Below are 14,948 nucleotides of genomic sequence, written 5' to 3' on the forward strand. Positions count from 1 at the left end.
TCGAGGCGGTTACCCGACAGTAGAACGCCGGGCCCGCTGCGGTCAGGCCTCCCTGAGGCGGCTCTTCTGCACCTTCCCCATGCCGTTGCGCGGCAGCTCCGGGACCAGATGCACGACGCGGGGACGCTTGTGGGCGGCGAGGCGCGCGGCGACGAACGCCACGAGCTCGTCCGGGGCGGCGGGACCGTCGGCGACCACGAAGGCGGTGATCTGTTCGCCCAGGTCCGGGTGGGGCGAGCCGATCACGGCGGCTTCGCGTACGGCGGGATGCAACAGCAACGCGTCCTCGACCTCGCCCGCGCCGACCCGGTATCCCCCGGTCTTGATGAGGTCGGTGGAGGCGCGCCCGACGATGCGGTGCCAGCCGTCGGGGCCGATCGTGGCGACGTCGCCGGTGGCGTACCAGCCGTCGGTCAGCGGCGCGGGGGCGATGCCGTCGCCGCTGAGAAGCGCGCCACCCCCACCGGCGAGCCCAGAGCCGCGCACGTACCCGTCGAAGAGGGTCGCGCCGCGGACCTGGAGCTGGCCGATGGCCGCGCCGTCTGCGGGCAGCGGGGCGCCGGCGTCGTCGACGAGGCGGGTCTCGACGCCGGGGAGCGGCAGCCCGACGTGGCCGGCCCGGCGCTCCCCGGCGGCGCGGGCGCTGACGGTGATCAGGGTCTCGGTCATGCCGTACCGCTCGACGGGCGCCTGGCCGGTCAGCGCGACCAGGTCGTCGAAGACCGGCACGGGGAGCGCGGCGCTGCCGGAGACGAGCAGCCGGGCGCCGCGCAGGGCACGGGCGGCGGACGGGTCGGCGCACACCCGGGACCAGACCGTCGGTACGCCGAAGTAGAGGGTGCCACCGGCCGCCGCGTACGCCTGCGGGGTGGGCCGTCCGGTGTGCACCAGCCGCGACCCGGTCCGCAGCGCGCCCAGCACGCCCAGCACCAGCCCGTGGACGTGGTACAGCGGGAGCCCGTGCGCGAGGGTGTCCCCGGCCGTCCACTCCCAGGCCGCGGCGAGCGCGTCGAGGTCGGCGGCGATCGCGGCCCGGGAGAGCACCACGCCCTTCGGCGGCCCGGTCGTGCCGCTGGTGTAGAGGACCAGCGCGGGCGCGTCGGCGGCCGGCTCGGCGGGTGCCGACGCGGATCGCGTATGGCCGGAGATCGGCACGACGGGCAGCCCGCTGGTCCCGGCCGCGGCCGGCTCGTCGGAGAGCAGGACCGCCGCGCGCGAGTCCCGCAGCACGTGCGCGCGTTCCAGCTCGCCGGCGTCCGGCGGCACGGGCACGACGGGAACCCCGGCGAGCAGCCCGGCGGTCACGGCCACGATCGTCGGAAGCCCGGGCACGGCGTGCACCGCGGCGGTGCCGGCGCCGGCGAGCTCCGCCGCGAGCGCCGAAGCCCGCCCGAGCAGCTCGTGCCGCGACAGCACGCCCTCGGGCGTGGTGACGGCACGATCGAGATCCGCCTGGTCGTGCAGGGCTCCGAGCAACCGCATGCCCCGATGATTCCCTATCCCGGCCCCCGGCCGCTCGGCCGGACGCCGAGCCTGTGGACAAAGCTCAGCCGGCGGTCGAGCCTGTGGACGACGGCCCCGGCGCGGTCGCGCTCAACCGGGCCATGAACCGGCGGACCGGCTCGCGGCGAACGGCATCGGCACCGAAGACGGCCCGCGCCTCCCGGGTCGCCCGCCGCAGCATCCACCGGACGTCGTAGATCCACAGCCGGCCACCCGGGCGCAGCACCCGGCGCAGGTCGCGCATGGCACCGGGTACGTCGGCCCAGTGGTGCTGGCTCAGCGACGACACGGTCAGGTCGAACGTCGCGTCCTCGAACGGCAGGCGGCCGACGTCCGCGACGGCGAACGCGACGTCGATCCCGGCGCCGGCGGTACGGGCGTGCTCGATCATCTGCGGCGACAGGTCGACGGCGTCGTACCGGTACTGCGGCAGCGCCGCGGCCAGCGCCCGGGGCAGCCGCCCGGGCCCGGTGCCCGCGTCGAGGATGCGGGCGCCCGGCTCGAGGCCCGCCGCGGAGACGTCCGCGACGACGCGCGCGTCGAGGCCCCGCAGGTGTTTGGTGGTGATCGTGTCGTACCGGTCGGCATGGGCGAAGGCCCCGTGCAGTGCGATCCTCATACTGGACAGCGTGGCCGTTCCCGAACAGCATGTTCAACAACCAGATGCCGCCGGCCGTCCGGTACCGCACACCGGCCGCGATCGTGTGCCGGATCGGCGGGTGCGCCGGACCCGCCGGCTGCTGCAGGAGGCGCTCGTCGGGCTGCTCGTGCAGCGGGCGTACGAGCGCATCACCGTGCAGGACGTCCTCGACCGGGCCGAGGTGGGCCGCTCCACGTTCTACGCGCACTTCCGGGACAAGCAGGCCCTGTTCGAGTCGTGCTTCGACGACCTGCGCGAGGATCTCCGGCGGGAGCTCGACGCGCTGGCCGCGGGCGGCCACGAGGTGCAGCCGGACAGTCCCGTGCGGGTCGTGTTCGAGCACGCCGACCGCCACCGGGCGCTCTACCGGGCCATGTGCGGGCGCCGCGGCGAGACCGTCGCCACGCGATACCTGCACCGGACGCTGGTCGACAGCCTGTACGTCCACCTCGACGAGGTGGGCACGCGCTATCCCGCGGCGATCATCGCGGAGTACCACGGCAGCGCGCTGGCCGGGGTGCTCGTCCGCTGGATCCGCGAGGACTTCCCGGTGGATCCGGCGACGATGGCCCGGATCTGCCGGGACCTCACTGCCGCCGGGGTCACCGCGAGCCTGTCCGATCCGTCGCGGCACGGCTGAGCGCGTACGCCTCAGATCGGCGCAGCCATCGCGGCGTGCCCGCTCTGGTGGAGCGCACGCACCTCGTCGTGACGGCCCTGCCGCTCGCGGCGGCCGATCTCCACGGAGGTCTCCACGACGGCCCTCGCCCGCTCGTGCCGCCGCCGCTGGTACGCCTCGAACGCCTCCGGCAGCGCGTCCGGCCTCGCGGTGACCTCGGCGGCCAGCACGACCGCGTCCTCGATGGCGAGTGCCGCCCCGCTGACCATCTGCGGGGAGGGCGCGTGCGCGGAGTCCCCGGCGAGCACCCCGAGCCCGGCATGCCACGGGCCGGTCAGGAAGAGCGTGTGCACGGGGCGGCGGACGACCTGGGCGGGGTCGGTGATGGTGTCGCGGACGTCGGCGAACCGCCCGCCGAAAGGTGCGAGCAGGTCGCGCATGCGCCGGGCCAGCTCGCTCTCGGGCGCCGGCCGGGCCTCGACGGCGCTCTCGGTCAGGAAGACGTACGCCTGCCGCGCGGAGATCGGGATGACCCCGGTGGTGCCGCTGGCCCCGGCGAAGACGTGCACGTCGGAGGCCCAGTCGGGGCGCTCGACGAGGGCGCGCCAGACCATCTGGCCGGCGTACCGGGGTTCGACGTCCAGGCCGAGCTGGGCGCGAGTGCGGGACCGGACGCCGTCGGCGCCGACGACGTAGTCGGGAGTACGGGCGCTGCCGTCGCTGAGCCGTGCCGTCACCTGACCGTCTTCGTGACAAAGCGAGGCCACGGAGACGCCGGTGCGCAGCGTGGCGCCGAGACCGGCGGCCGCCTCGCGCAGGATGCGGTGCAGCGCGGGACGCCCGATGCCGACCTCGACCGGCTCCCCGGGGCCGAGCACGCTGGGCGGTTCGACGACGGCCCGTACCACGCCCTCCGCATCGCAGTGCACCGTGCGGTGGACGGGATGGCCGGCCTCCGCGCAGGCGTCGGCCAGGTCGAGCGTGCGCAGCGCCCGCAGCGCGGGGCCGGTCAGGCTCAGGCCCCAGCCGGCCGCCTCCCAGCCCGGCCGGACCTCGAGCACCTCGGCCTCGTGGCCGGCCCGCCGGGCGGCGACCGCGTGCGCCAGCCCGGCGATCCCGCCTCCCACCACCAGCACGGACAGACCCATCTCGGACTCCCCCGTTTCGCCACGGCATGTCGCTCCAGTGTGGACGCCCCAGGTCCCCGCCCGCCACCCCGCCGTGTCGCTTGACGGGCCCGTACCACCCCCGCATGCTGCCCCTGATGGAGAACTCGGTGGCCGTGGCCCTCACCGCGGGCGGGGTGACGGTCCTCGTCGACCTGGGCGCCCATGAGCTGCCGGCGGTCACGTACTGGGGTCCGGAGCTGCCCGGGCTGGACGCGGAGCTGGCCGCGGCGCTGATAGCCACGGCGGTCCCGGTGGCGGGGTCGAACGACGCCGAGCCGCGGCCGCGGGTGGCGCTGCTTCCCGAGCACCGCACCGGCTGGCTGGGCCGCCCCGGGCTGAGCGGCTCGTTCGCGGGGGCAGGCTGGTCGCCCGCCTTCACCACCACGACGGTCACCCTCGACGGCGAGCCGGTCACCGGGTTCACCTCGGGCGGCGCGGCCCGGCTCGAGGTCACGGCGTCCGACGACGCCGGCCGTCTGGAGCTGCGGGTCACCCTGGAGATGCTGCCGCCGGGCCTGCTGCGGGTACGCGCTGCCGTCCGCAACCTGGCTCCGGAGCCGTACGGGGTGGACGACCTGGTGCTGACGCTGCCCGTACCGGCCGAGGCGGTCGAGCTGCTGGACTTCGGCGGCCGGCACACCCTGGAACGCGTACCCCAGCGCGGCCCGTTCGGCTTCGGCGCGCACGTACGCGAGAACCGCAAGGGCCGCACCGGCGCGGACAGCGCGTACCTTCTGCACGCCGGCACGGCGGGGTTCGGGTTCGCCGGAGGCGACGTGTGGGCGGTGCACACGGCGTGGAGCGGCAACCACGTGCACTACGCCGAGCAGGTCTTCACCGGGGAACGGCTGATCGGCGGCGGCGAGCTGCTGCTGCCCGGCGAGGTACGGCTGGCGACCGGCGAGGCGTACGAGAGCCCCTGGGTGTACGCCGCCTACGGCCGCGGCCTCGACGATGTCGCCCACCGCTTCCACCGGCATCTGCGTGCCCGCGAGCGTCCCGTCCCGGCGCAGCGGCCGGTGACGCTGAACGTCTGGGAGGCCGTCTACTTCGCTCAGGACGCCGACCGGCTGCTCGACCTCGCCGAGCGCGCCGCCGCCCTCGGCGTGGAACGGTACGTCCTCGACGACGGCTGGTTCTCGTCGCGGCGAGACGATCGGTCCGGCCTCGGCGACTGGGTGGTGTCCCGCGACGTGTGGCCGGCCGGGCTGCACCCGCTCGTCGACCGGGTCCGCGGGCTCGGCATGCAGTTCGGCCTGTGGTTCGAGCCGGAGATGGTCAACCCCGACTCCGCCGTCGCCCGCGCCTACCCCGACTGGATCATGGCGGCGCGCCCGGAGTGGCCGGTCGAGTCCCGCCACCAGCAGGTGCTCAACCTCGCGATCCCGGAGGCGTACGAGCACGTCAGGTCCCAGATGGCCGCGATCCTCGACGAGTACGCGATCAGCTACGTGAAGTGGGACCACAACCGCGACCTGGTGGAGGCCGGCGACCGTACCCGCCAGGGCCGCCCGGGTGTGCACGCGCAGACGCTCGCCTTCTACCGGCTCCTGGACGAGCTGCGGGCCGCGTACCCGCACCTGGAGATCGAGTCCTGCTCGTCCGGCGGCGCCCGCGTGGACCTGGCGGTGCTGGAGCGTACCGACCGGGTCTGGGTCTCGGACAGCATCGACCCGCACGACCGCCAGCGGATGCTGCGCTGGACCGCCCAGCTCGTACCGCCGGAGTACCTCGGCTCGCGCATCGCCTCCGGCCGCTCCCATGTCACCGGACGCCACCACGACCTCGGCTACCGCGCGGCGACGGCGATCTTCGGCCACCTCGGCATCGAATGGGACCTCGCCGAGGCCACCGACGCGGAGCTGGCCGACCTCGGCGAATGGATCGCCTTCTACAAACGGGAACGCGGCCTGCTGATGGCCGGCGACCTGATCCGCATGGACGGCTACGACGATCGCATCCTCGTGCACGGCGTCGTGGCACCGGACCGGTCCCGTGCGCTGATCGCCATGGCGGTGACGGACAGCATCCTGCCCGACCCGGCGGCCCGGCTGCGCTTCCGCAGCCTCGGTCCGGACCGCCGCTACCGCCTCCGGCCGGTGATCGTCGGCCGTCCGCCGTCGGGGCTGATCCCGCCACGCTGGTGGGGCGCGGACCGCTCGGGCCGGGTGCTCACGGGCGCGGCGCTGGAACGGGCCGGGGTGGCCTGCCCGCGGGTGCACCCCGACCAGGTCGTCCTTTACAGCGCCGACGCTCGGTAGGCGCGCTCCGGGGCACTTTCGGCTGTACATGCAAAAGTTCTCAATGATGACGTCAAAGTTATGGACTGTTTCTAAAAAGAGTCCTAACGTAACGAGCCATTGATGATCGTCGACACGAGTCGATGCCCGCGCACCCTGGAGCGCTCGATGAAACGATTGCTGCCCCGCTGGCTACCGGTGCCCCTGCTCGGGTGCGCCGTCCTGATGGCCGGACTGCTGCCCGCCACCCCCGCCTCCGCCGCCGTCCCGCCCCAGGAACCCGGGGTGACGCTGCGGACGTACGACCTGCAGACCTCCCGCGACTCGCTCTGCACGCTGAAGACCGGCCAGACGCCCAACGTGGACAAGCTCCTGCCCACGGTCAACTGGACCACCGCGGGCGACTTCGGCCTCGAGGACCACTTCCAGTCCGAGGTCATCGGCAACCTGAACATCGCCACAGCCGGCTCGTACGCCTTCCGGCTCACCAGCGACGACGGCTCCCGGATGCAGCTCGACGGCGGCACGGTCATCACCAACGACGGCGCGCACGGCCCCACCGCGGTCGAGGGCAGCGTCAGCCTCACGACCGGGTACCACGCGCTGCACCTAGACTTCTTCGAACGCGACGGCGGCCAGCAACTCACCCTCGAATGGCGCCCGCCGGGCGCGAGCGCGTTCGCGGTCGTACCGAACTCGGCGCTGAGCACCGACGCCGGCGTCGTACGGGTCACCGCCCCCGGGCGCAAGGAGTGCGAGGGCGCGGGCGACAGCCCCGGCGACGGCCTGCCGCTGACCTCCGTCCACCCCGGCTACACGCTGACGAACCTGCGCCCCAGCGGCTTCCAGCCGCAGGTCAGCGCCATGGACTGGTTCCCGGACGGGCGCCTCGCGATCGCCACCTGGGGCGGCAGCGACACGGTCGCCGGAGAGGTGTACGTCCTCAGCGGCGTCACCGGCGCGACGTCGCCGAGCCAGGTCACGTACAAGAAGATCGCCACCGGCCTGCGTGAGCCGATGGGGCTGAAAATCGTCGACGGCACGATCTACGTGTCGCAGAAGCACGAGCTGACCGAGCTCAACGACACCAACGGCGACGGCGTCATCGACCAGTACCGCCGGGTCGCCACGTGGCCGTTCGACGGCAACTTCCACGAGTTCGCGTTCGGCCTGCTCTACAAGGACGGCTACTTCTACCTGAACCTGTCCGTCTCCATCGATCTCGGCGGCGCGACCACGGTGCCGCAGGGCTCGGCGAACCGCGGCACCAGCCTGAAGATCAACCGGTCCACCGGCGCGGTCCAGTACGTCGCCGGCGGCCTGCGCACCCCCGACGGCATCGGCTGGGGCCCCGAGGGCGACGTCTTCGTCACCGACAACCAGGGCGGCTGGCTGCCCGCCTCGAAGCTCGTGCAGATCAAGCAGGACCGGTTCTTCGGCCACTACACCGACCCGGACGGACCGTACGACGGCCAGCCGGTCACCCAGCCGGTGCTGTGGCTGCCGCAGAACGAGATCGCCAACTCGCCGAGCACCCCGCTGATGCTCGACTCCGGCCCGTACGCCGGTCAGATGATCTTCGGCGACGTCACGTACGGCGGCATTCAGCGCGCCTCCCTGGAGAAGGTCAACGGCCAGTACCAGGGCGCGGTCTTCCGCATGACCCAGGGCCTCGAGATGGGCGTGCTCCGCACCAGCCTGGGCCCGGACGGCGCGCTCTACGTCGGCGGGCTCGGCGCCGGCGGCAACTGGGGCCAGGAGGGCAAACTCACGTACGGCCTGCAGAAGCTGACACCCAACGGCACCAGCGTCTTCGACATCAAGGCGATGCGGGCGGTCTCGGGCGGCTTCGAGCTCGAGTACACCCAGCCCGTGTCCGCCGACACCGCCGCGCAGCTGGCCGCCCGCTACCGGGCCGAGCAGTGGCGTTACGTGCCGACCCCGGCGTACGGCGGACCGAAGGTCGACGAGGAGACGCTGCCGGTCGCGTCGGCGACCCTCTCGGCGGACCGCCTGAAGGTGACCCTCAAGCTCAACGGGCTCAAGCCGGGCCGGGTCGTGCACGTCCGCTCGCCGCGACCGTTCACGTCGACGTCCGGGGCGTCGCTGTGGAGCACCGAGGCCTGGTACACGCTCAACAGCCTCGTCGACGGCACCACGCTGAAGACGGATCAGGTCGAGGCGGAGAACTCCGGCCTCAGCGGCGGCGCCGGCGTGGCGACCGACCACTCCGGGTACACCGGGTCGGGCTTCGTCGCCGGCTTCGGTGCCGTGGGCGCGGCGGCCACGTTCAGCGTCAACGTGCCGGCGGCCGGCTCGTACCCGGTCTCGCTGCGGTTCAGCAACGGCCCCAACCCGTCGGCGGGCGCGAAGACCGTCAGCCTCTACGTCAACGGCAGCAAGGTACGCCAGATCAGCCTCGCCGACACCGGGAACTGGGACACCTGGGCCACCAAGGCCGACACCGTGACGCTGCGGGCCGGCGGCAACACCATCGCGTACAAGGTGGACAGTGGCGATGTCGGCCACGTCAACCTCGACAACCTGACCGTGGGCAACGCGGGCTCCTCGCCGGGTGCCCCGCGCACCGGCACCGTCACCGGCATCGGCGGCAAGTGCCTGGACGTCGCCGGTGGCGCCAACGCCGACAAGACGAAGGTGCAGATCTACACCTGCAACAATTCGTCCGCGCAGAGCTGGACCCGCGACGGCGACACGCTCCGGGCGCTCGGCAAGTGCCTCGACATCGACAACGCCGGCACCGCCGACGGCACCAAGGTGCAGCTCTACACCTGCAACAACAGCGCCGCGCAGGTCTGGCAGCAGCAGGCCAACGGCTCGCTGCTCAACCCGGCCTCCGGCAAGGTGCTCGACGTGGCCGGCGGCGCCACCGCGGACGGCACCCAGGTCCAGATCTGGACGTGGGCGGACGTGGCCCAGCAACGCTGGACCCACAACGGCACGAGCCGGGTCACGCTGTTCGACGGCGGCTCCCTGGCCGCGTTCCAGAACGCCGACGGCAGCGCGCCGACGTGGCCGGTCTCCGGCGGCTCGGCCGAGGTGCTCGGCGGGGACCTGCGGACCAAGCAGACGTACGGCGACTTCAAACTGCACGCCGAATTCTGGCTGCCCAACCTGCCCGCCGACGTGACCGGCCAGCAACGGGCCAACAGCGGCATCTACCTGCAGGACCGGTACGAGCTGCAGGTGCTCGACACGTACGGCAAGGCCACCCTCGGCAACGACGAGTGTGCGGCCATCTACCAGAAACGGGCGCCGTCCACGAACGCGGGCACGGCGCCGGAAACCTGGCAGACGTACGACGTCACGTTCCGGGCGGCGCGCTACAACGGCTCGACGAAGACCGAGAACGCCCGCGTCACCGTGGTGTGGAACGGCACGACGGTGCACAACAACGTCGAGATCGACGGCCCGACGGGCAACGGGGCGGCGGAGGGGCCGAGCTTCCTTCCGATCCGCCTGCAGGACCACGGCGACCCGGGCGCCAACGTCCGCTACCGCAACCTCTGGATCGAGCCTGCCTGACATCTCCCGTCCGGATTCCTGCGCGGCCCAGCGCTGTCTACGCTGGGCCGCGTGCCGGAGTCCCGCCTGCGTCGCGTCGCCGTCCTCGTCCTGGAAGGGGCGAAACCGCTCGACGTGGGCATCCCGGCCCAGGTGTTCACGACCCGGGCGAGCATGCCGTACGAGGTGCGGGTGTGCGGCCCGGCGCCCGGCCTGGTCACCGGCGGCGACGGGCTCTCGTACCACGTCGCCGACGGCCTCGACGCGCTCACCTGGGCCGACATCGTCTTCATCCCGGGTTACCGCTTCCCGGACCGGGACGACCCACCGCGGGCCGTCGTCGCGGCGCTGCTCGCCGCCCACACCCGCGGCACCCGCCTCGCAGCCATCTCGACCGGCGCCTTCGCCCTGGCCGCCACGGGTCTCCTGGACGGCAAGCGGGCGACGACCCACTGGCACTACACCCGGGCCCTCGCCGCGAAACACCCCGGCATCCGGATCGACGAGAACGTCCTGTTCGTCGACGAGGGCGGCGTCCTCACCTCGGCGGGCGCGGCCTCCGGCATCGACCTGTGCCTGCACATCCTCCGCGGCGACCTGGGCGTGGCCGCCTCCAACCACGCGGCCCGCCGGCTGGTGGCCGCCCCCTACCGCAGCGGAGGCCAGGCCCAGTACGTCCCCCGCAGCGTCGCCGAGCCCCTGGGCGAACGCTTCGCGGCCACCCGCGAATGGGCCCTGCACCGGCTCGGCAAACCCCTCACCCTGGAGACCCTGGCCCGGCACGCGGCGGTCTCCCCCCGTACGTTCTCCCGCCGTTTCGTCGAGGACACCGGCCACACGCCGATGCAGTGGGTGCTGCGCGCCCGCATCGACATGGCCCGCGAGCTGCTCGAACGCTCCCAGCGCAGCGTCGAGCAGATCGCCGCGGACGTCGGCCTCGGTACGGGGGCGAACCTGCGCCTGCACTTCCAGCGGATCCTCGGAACGACACCGAGCGACTACCGCCGCACCTTCGCCAACGGCGAGTGACCGGTCGCTAGGGCAGGAACTGCTCCTGCACCTTGACGACCTTCCCGTCCTTCACGGTCAGCCAGTAGAGCGTGTGCTCGAGCCGCTTCTTCAGCCCGGCGACCCCCACCTCGGTGTCCGCGGTCGCATCGCCGTCGGTCACCAGCACCGGCACCTTCGAGGCCAGCGGCAGGGTCCGCTTCTTCTTGTTGTCGTTGACGATGAAGTAGTCGTTCGGCGGCGTCTCGTCGCTCTCGCCGGGGTACCGCTTCTTCCATTCCTTCGCGGCCTTGTCACCCGTCAGGAACTCCACGAGGTCCATCGTCAGCGTGCCCTCGCCGACCGCGGTCACATACGCGGGCCACCGCCCGTCCCCGATGGCGGCCTGACTCCCACCCGTCGCGGGCTTCGCGCCCGAGACGGCCGGCGTCGTGGCGGCGGTGGTCGGAGTGTCGTCCCCATCGCCCGCGGGCGTCGCGGCCGACGTAGCCGCGGGCGGCGCGGACGCAGCCGTCGCCGGGGTCGAATCGGCCGACTTCTGCTGGCAGCCGGCGGCGAGCAGCGACAGGGCGAGCAGCGTGGCCACCCCGGGAGCGACGGTACGGTGCGGGTGCATACCGCAAGATCGCATATCCGCAGCCGGCGGGCGAACAGATACCCGACAGTCGCCGCCCCGAAGGGTGACCCCGAAAGCGTGAACTAGCAGGTCGAATCCCACCATGACGGCCGCTTCCCCACGCCCGCACCCGCGCAGGCACCCGCGTCGGCGCACGCGCGTCGGCGCACGCGCGTCGGCGCACGCGCGTCGGCGCACGCGCGTCGGCGCACGCGCGTTGCCGCCGCGGCCCCACCCGACCCGCGTGCGGCACCAGTGGCTCAGCGGCCATCCCGCCGCCGACCCCGGACGTCACCCGACCCGCTTCCTGTCTCGCGCGGAGCGTGGGGCACCGGTCGCTCGCCGCCCGTCGGCCGTTCCCGGGCGGCCGTCGCCCATCGCCCCCTTCCTGTGCGTTGGCGCGATCCTTGCGAACCGTGGCGCGCACGCCGCTGTCCCGGGCGGGGCGGCGGAAGCGAATCTGGGGACATGACTCGTATCGCGATCAACGGATTCGGCCGCATCGGACGCAATGTCCTGCGTGCCCTGCTCGACCGGGACAGCAAGCTGGAAGTCGTCGCGGTCAACGATCTCACCGAGCCCGTTGCCCTGGCGCGGCTGCTCGCGTACGACACGACGGCCGGGCGGCTGGGGCGTCCGGTGACGGCCGACGGTGACGCCCTCGTCGTGGACGGCCGCCGCATCACGGTGCTCGCCGAGCGTGAGCCCGCACGGCTGCCGTGGGCGCAGCTCGGCGTCGATGTCGTCCTGGAGGCCACCGGCCGCTTCACGTCCGCCAAGGCCGCCCGCGCCCACCTCGACGCGGGTGCCCGCAAGGTCCTCGTCGGTGCCCCGTCGGACGGCGCCGACGTCACCCTCGCGTACGGCATCAACACCGGCGCCTACGACCCCGACCGGCACACGATCGTCTCGAACGCCTCCTGCACGACCAACGCGCTCGCGCCGCTGGCCGCGGTGCTCGACCAGCTCGCCGGCATCGAGCACGGCTTCATGACCACGGTGCACGCGTACACGCAGGAGCAGAACCTGCAGGACGGCCCGCACCGCGACCCCCGCCGCGCCCGCGCCGCCGCGGTCAACATCGTGCCGACCACGACGGGCGCCGCCAAGGCCATCGGCCTGGTCCTGCCCGCACTCGACGGCAAACTGTCGGGCGACTCGATCCGCGTCCCGGTCCCGGTCGGCTCGCTCGTCGAACTCAACACGACCGTCTCCCGCGACGTCACCCGCGACGAGATCCTGACGGCGTACCGCGTCGCGGCGCAGGGCCCGCTCGCCGGAATCCTCGAATACTCGGACGACCCGCTGGTGTCCTCGGACATCACCGGCAACCCGGCCTCGGCCATCTTCGACTCGGCCCTCACCCGGGCCGACGGCCGCCACGTCAAGGTGGTCGCCTGGTACGACAACGAGTGGGGCTTCTCCAACCGGGTGATCGACACGCTCGAGCTCCTCGCGGCCTGATTCCCACGACAGGGGCGTCGTACCCCGGCCGGGGCCGTCGGCGCGCCCCGCCAAGCCGCAGCGGAAGCAAGTCCGCTCCCGCTGCGGCGGCACCCCGGCCGCACGGCACCCAGCGTTACCCACACAGCGGGGTGCTATCGGAGCAGCGCCGCTCCGAAGGAGACGGAGAAGCGTTTGCACCAGATGCTGATGCTTCGGTAGGCGTCCAGCTCGACGTCGGCCGGCACCGGGTAGACCTGGTTGCCGTGGTTGCCCTTGAGGCGGCCGAGCTCGACGTGACGGCCGTCGTCGAACACGCTCCAGGCCTCGGAGCCGGTGATGGCCTCCTGGTCGGTCAGCCACACCCTCAGGTCCGGCCCGTCCGAGGTGTCGAGGCCGACGAGCTCGAGCTGATGGGTGCCGTCGCCGTTGCGGACGAGGCGGGCGGCGCCCGTGGTGTCGTGCTCGTGGCTGACGAAGGTTCCCTTGCGCACCACCGCCGGCCCGGCGGGAGGCGCAGCCGAGGAGGAGCCCGCGGATGGCGTCGACACCGGAGCCGACGCCGGCGATTCGGCGGAGGAGAGCTGGTCGGCCACCGTGGTGTCGGTGACGAGTCGCCACGGCTGGAACCAGAACAGGCCGGCCACGGCGCCGGCGCCCAGCACGGCGATCACCAGCCAGGTCGTAGGTCTGCGGAGAAGTCGTCGGATCACGTGAACGAGTCAACCGGGCCGGGCCCCGGGACGGAAGAGATCAACTCCTTACCGACTTCATACGGTTTCCGCCCCCGGGAGGCGCCGGGACGAAGGCAGCGAAGGCGACGGGAAGAAGGCAGCCGCCGGGTGATAGACACATGAGATGACCAGCCGCATAGCCACGATCGTCATCGACGCGCTGGAGCCGCGCCGGGTCGCCGGCTTCTGGGCCGCCGTGCTCGGATGGACCGTCCTCGAGGAAGCCGACGGCATCATCACCATCGGCCCGGCCGGCTCCGCCTGGCCCACCATCGACGTCGTGCCCGTGCCGGAGCGCAAGACCCTGAAGAACCGCCTCCACCTCGACCTGCGCGCGGACGGCAGCACCGCCGCAGAGGAGGTCGACCGGCTCCTCGCGCAGGGCGCCACCCACGCCGATGTCGGCCAGGAGCCGGATTCGACGTGGGTGGTGCTCGCCGACCCGGAGGGCAACGAGTTCTGCGTGCTCTCCCGCACGGTCCAGGACCTGCGAACCGCATAGCCGGCAGGGCCCAGGTGCATCACCGCCGATCGCGAGCGATCAGCACCGGACACTCGGCGTGGTGCAACAGGTGAAGCCGGACCGGCCCCAGCCGCTGCGCCTCGAAGTCCTCGTGGCCGCCCGCACCGACGACCAGCAGGGCGGCCTCCCGCGACCTCTCCACGAGGACGGCCCCCGGATCGCCGGGCGCCACGTCCCGGACGACCGGAACCTCGGGATACTTGTCCCGCCATGGCGAGTCGTCCAGCACGCGATCCGACCCGGGCTGCGCGGTCACGGCCAGCAGCGTCGCGGGCCGGCGCAGGTTCGCTTCCTCGTACGCCGTACCGATGGTCGCCGACGCTCCGGGCGAGTCGGTGACGCCGACCACGACCGTGTGGTGGCCGGCGCTCCATCCCGGACGCACCACGGCGACCGAGCACGGCGCGTACGCGGCGAGCTGGGTCGTCACCGGGCTGAGCAGCGGCCCGGGGCTCCCCCGGCCACGGCCGCCGACGACGAGCAGGTCCCCGTCGGTGGCCGCCTCGAGGAGCACCGGCACCGGGTCGCCGACGATCGCAGCACCCCTCACCGGTACGCCCGCAGCGCTCGACCGGGCCTCGTGCACGGCGGCGTCGAGGATCTCCCTGACGTGCGCGCCGGTGGTGCGGACGAGCTCGCCGCGGGAAGCGAAGCTGCGCCCCGGGATCCGCCACTGGTACGCGACCACGACATCCAGCCCGGCCCCGCGCAGCTGAGCCTCGGCCGCCGCCCAGCGGACGGCGGCGGTGCTGGTCGCGGATCCGTTGACTCCGACGACGATGACCGGTGCTGTCATGGCATCTCCATAAGGTTGTTGATCGTCTGGGGTGATGCCCTGGATGCCCGGGGACGGTGGGGTGTGGCTGATGGTTTCTTGTCGTTGGGTGGTTTCCGAGGAGTGGCCGCCCTGCCGTTGCCGATGGCCTGG

General features: G+C 72.9%; 12 protein-coding genes. 6 read left to right on the plus strand and 6 right to left on the minus strand.

All coding sequences use genetic code 11. The features are described 5' to 3' along the window. Positions 1-42: 42 nt before the first annotated feature. Together IT780_RS38765 and IT780_RS38770 are read right to left on the minus strand one after the other, a co-directional pair. Complete coding sequence (locus tag IT780_RS38765) at positions 43-1,482, minus strand: AMP-binding protein (RefSeq protein ID WP_199516865.1); 1,440 nt, start codon at positions 1,480-1,482, stop codon at positions 43-45. Positions 1,483-1,546: 64 nt separating this feature from the next. After that, positions 1,547-2,122, minus strand: coding sequence for a class I SAM-dependent methyltransferase (locus IT780_RS38770; RefSeq protein ID WP_199516866.1), 576 nt, complete (start codon positions 2,120-2,122; stop codon positions 1,547-1,549). 100 nt (positions 2,123-2,222) lie between these two features. Here IT780_RS38770 and IT780_RS38775 point away from each other — a divergent pair, with 100 nt between their 5' ends. Further along, the gene (locus IT780_RS38775) at positions 2,223-2,783 is read left to right on the plus strand and encodes a TetR/AcrR family transcriptional regulator (protein ID WP_199516867.1); all 561 of its coding nucleotides are present in this window, start codon (positions 2,223-2,225) and stop codon (positions 2,781-2,783) included. Between the two features lie 11 nt (positions 2,784-2,794). On the opposite strand, the gene IT780_RS38780 is transcribed toward IT780_RS38775, so the two are convergent. Continuing rightward, on the minus strand, positions 2,795-3,910 hold the full coding sequence (locus IT780_RS38780; protein WP_199516868.1) for an FAD-dependent monooxygenase: 1,116 nt from the start codon (positions 3,908-3,910) through the stop codon (positions 2,795-2,797). Between the two features lie 104 nt (positions 3,911-4,014). Between IT780_RS38780 and IT780_RS38785 the strand changes: the two genes are divergently transcribed. The 3 genes from IT780_RS38785 (at position 4,015) to IT780_RS38795 (ending at position 10,725) form a co-directional block, all read left to right on the plus strand. Beyond that, entirely contained in the window at positions 4,015-6,192 is a 2,178-nt protein-coding gene (locus tag IT780_RS38785) for an alpha-galactosidase (protein WP_233414211.1), read from the plus strand. A 147-nt stretch (positions 6,193-6,339) separates the two neighbouring features. Next, positions 6,340-9,717 (plus strand): 3-keto-alpha-glucoside-1,2-lyase-like domain-containing protein, encoded by a 3,378-nt coding sequence (locus IT780_RS38790; RefSeq protein WP_199516869.1) that lies wholly within the window; start codon positions 6,340-6,342, stop codon positions 9,715-9,717. Between the two features lie 51 nt (positions 9,718-9,768). Further along, on the plus strand, positions 9,769-10,725 hold the full coding sequence (locus IT780_RS38795; protein WP_199516870.1) for a GlxA family transcriptional regulator: 957 nt from the start codon (positions 9,769-9,771) through the stop codon (positions 10,723-10,725). 7 nt (positions 10,726-10,732) lie between these two features. On the opposite strand, the gene IT780_RS38800 is transcribed toward IT780_RS38795, so the two are convergent. Further along, complete coding sequence (locus tag IT780_RS38800) at positions 10,733-11,320, minus strand: hypothetical protein (RefSeq protein ID WP_199516871.1); 588 nt, start codon at positions 11,318-11,320, stop codon at positions 10,733-10,735. A gap of 468 nt (positions 11,321-11,788) precedes the next feature. Between IT780_RS38800 and gap the strand changes: the two genes are divergently transcribed. Next, the gene (gene gap / locus IT780_RS38805) at positions 11,789-12,784 is read left to right on the plus strand and encodes a type I glyceraldehyde-3-phosphate dehydrogenase (RefSeq protein WP_199516872.1); all 996 of its coding nucleotides are present in this window, start codon (positions 11,789-11,791) and stop codon (positions 12,782-12,784) included. Positions 12,785-12,918: 134 nt separating this feature from the next. Here gap and IT780_RS38810 read toward each other — a convergent pair whose 3' ends face one another. Then, positions 12,919-13,476, minus strand: a complete 558-nt coding sequence (locus tag IT780_RS38810) for a DM13 domain-containing protein (RefSeq protein WP_199516873.1) — start codon at positions 13,474-13,476, stop codon at positions 12,919-12,921. A gap of 145 nt (positions 13,477-13,621) precedes the next feature. Between IT780_RS38810 and IT780_RS38815 the strand changes: the two genes are divergently transcribed. Beyond that, positions 13,622-13,999, plus strand: coding sequence for a VOC family protein (locus IT780_RS38815; RefSeq protein WP_199516874.1), 378 nt, complete (start codon positions 13,622-13,624; stop codon positions 13,997-13,999). A gap of 19 nt (positions 14,000-14,018) precedes the next feature. Here the strand turns inward: IT780_RS38815 and IT780_RS38820 are convergent, their stop codons facing one another. Then, positions 14,019-14,816, minus strand: coding sequence for a universal stress protein (locus IT780_RS38820; RefSeq protein WP_199516875.1), 798 nt, complete (start codon positions 14,814-14,816; stop codon positions 14,019-14,021). Positions 14,817-14,948: the final 132 nt, after the last annotated feature.

Source organism: Nucisporomicrobium flavum, from assembly GCF_016464385.1.
Classification (GTDB): Bacteria; Actinomycetota; Actinomycetes; order Mycobacteriales; family Micromonosporaceae; genus Actinoplanes; species Actinoplanes flavus_A.

Excerpts from the sequence above, each read along its gene's own strand:
- IT780_RS38765 (WP_199516865.1), bottom strand. The coding sequence starts at position 1,482 with ATGCGGTTGCTCGGAGCCCTGCACGACCAGGCGGATCTCGATCGTGCC.
- IT780_RS38770 (WP_199516866.1), bottom strand. The coding sequence starts at position 2,122 with ATGAGGATCGCACTGCACGGGGCCTTCGCCCATGCCGACCGGTACGAC.
- IT780_RS38780 (WP_199516868.1), bottom strand. The coding sequence starts at position 3,910 with ATGGGTCTGTCCGTGCTGGTGGTGGGAGGCGGGATCGCCGGGCTGGCG.
- IT780_RS38785 (WP_233414211.1), top strand. The coding sequence starts at position 4,015 with ATGCTGCCCCTGATGGAGAACTCGGTGGCCGTGGCCCTCACCGCGGGC.
- IT780_RS38790 (WP_199516869.1), top strand. The coding sequence starts at position 6,340 with ATGAAACGATTGCTGCCCCGCTGGCTACCGGTGCCCCTGCTCGGGTGC.
- IT780_RS38800 (WP_199516871.1), bottom strand. The coding sequence starts at position 11,320 with ATGCACCCGCACCGTACCGTCGCTCCCGGGGTGGCCACGCTGCTCGCC.
- gap (WP_199516872.1), top strand. The coding sequence starts at position 11,789 with ATGACTCGTATCGCGATCAACGGATTCGGCCGCATCGGACGCAATGTC.
- IT780_RS38815 (WP_199516874.1), top strand. The coding sequence starts at position 13,622 with ATGACCAGCCGCATAGCCACGATCGTCATCGACGCGCTGGAGCCGCGC.
- IT780_RS38820 (WP_199516875.1), bottom strand. The coding sequence starts at position 14,816 with ATGACAGCACCGGTCATCGTCGTCGGAGTCAACGGATCCGCGACCAGC.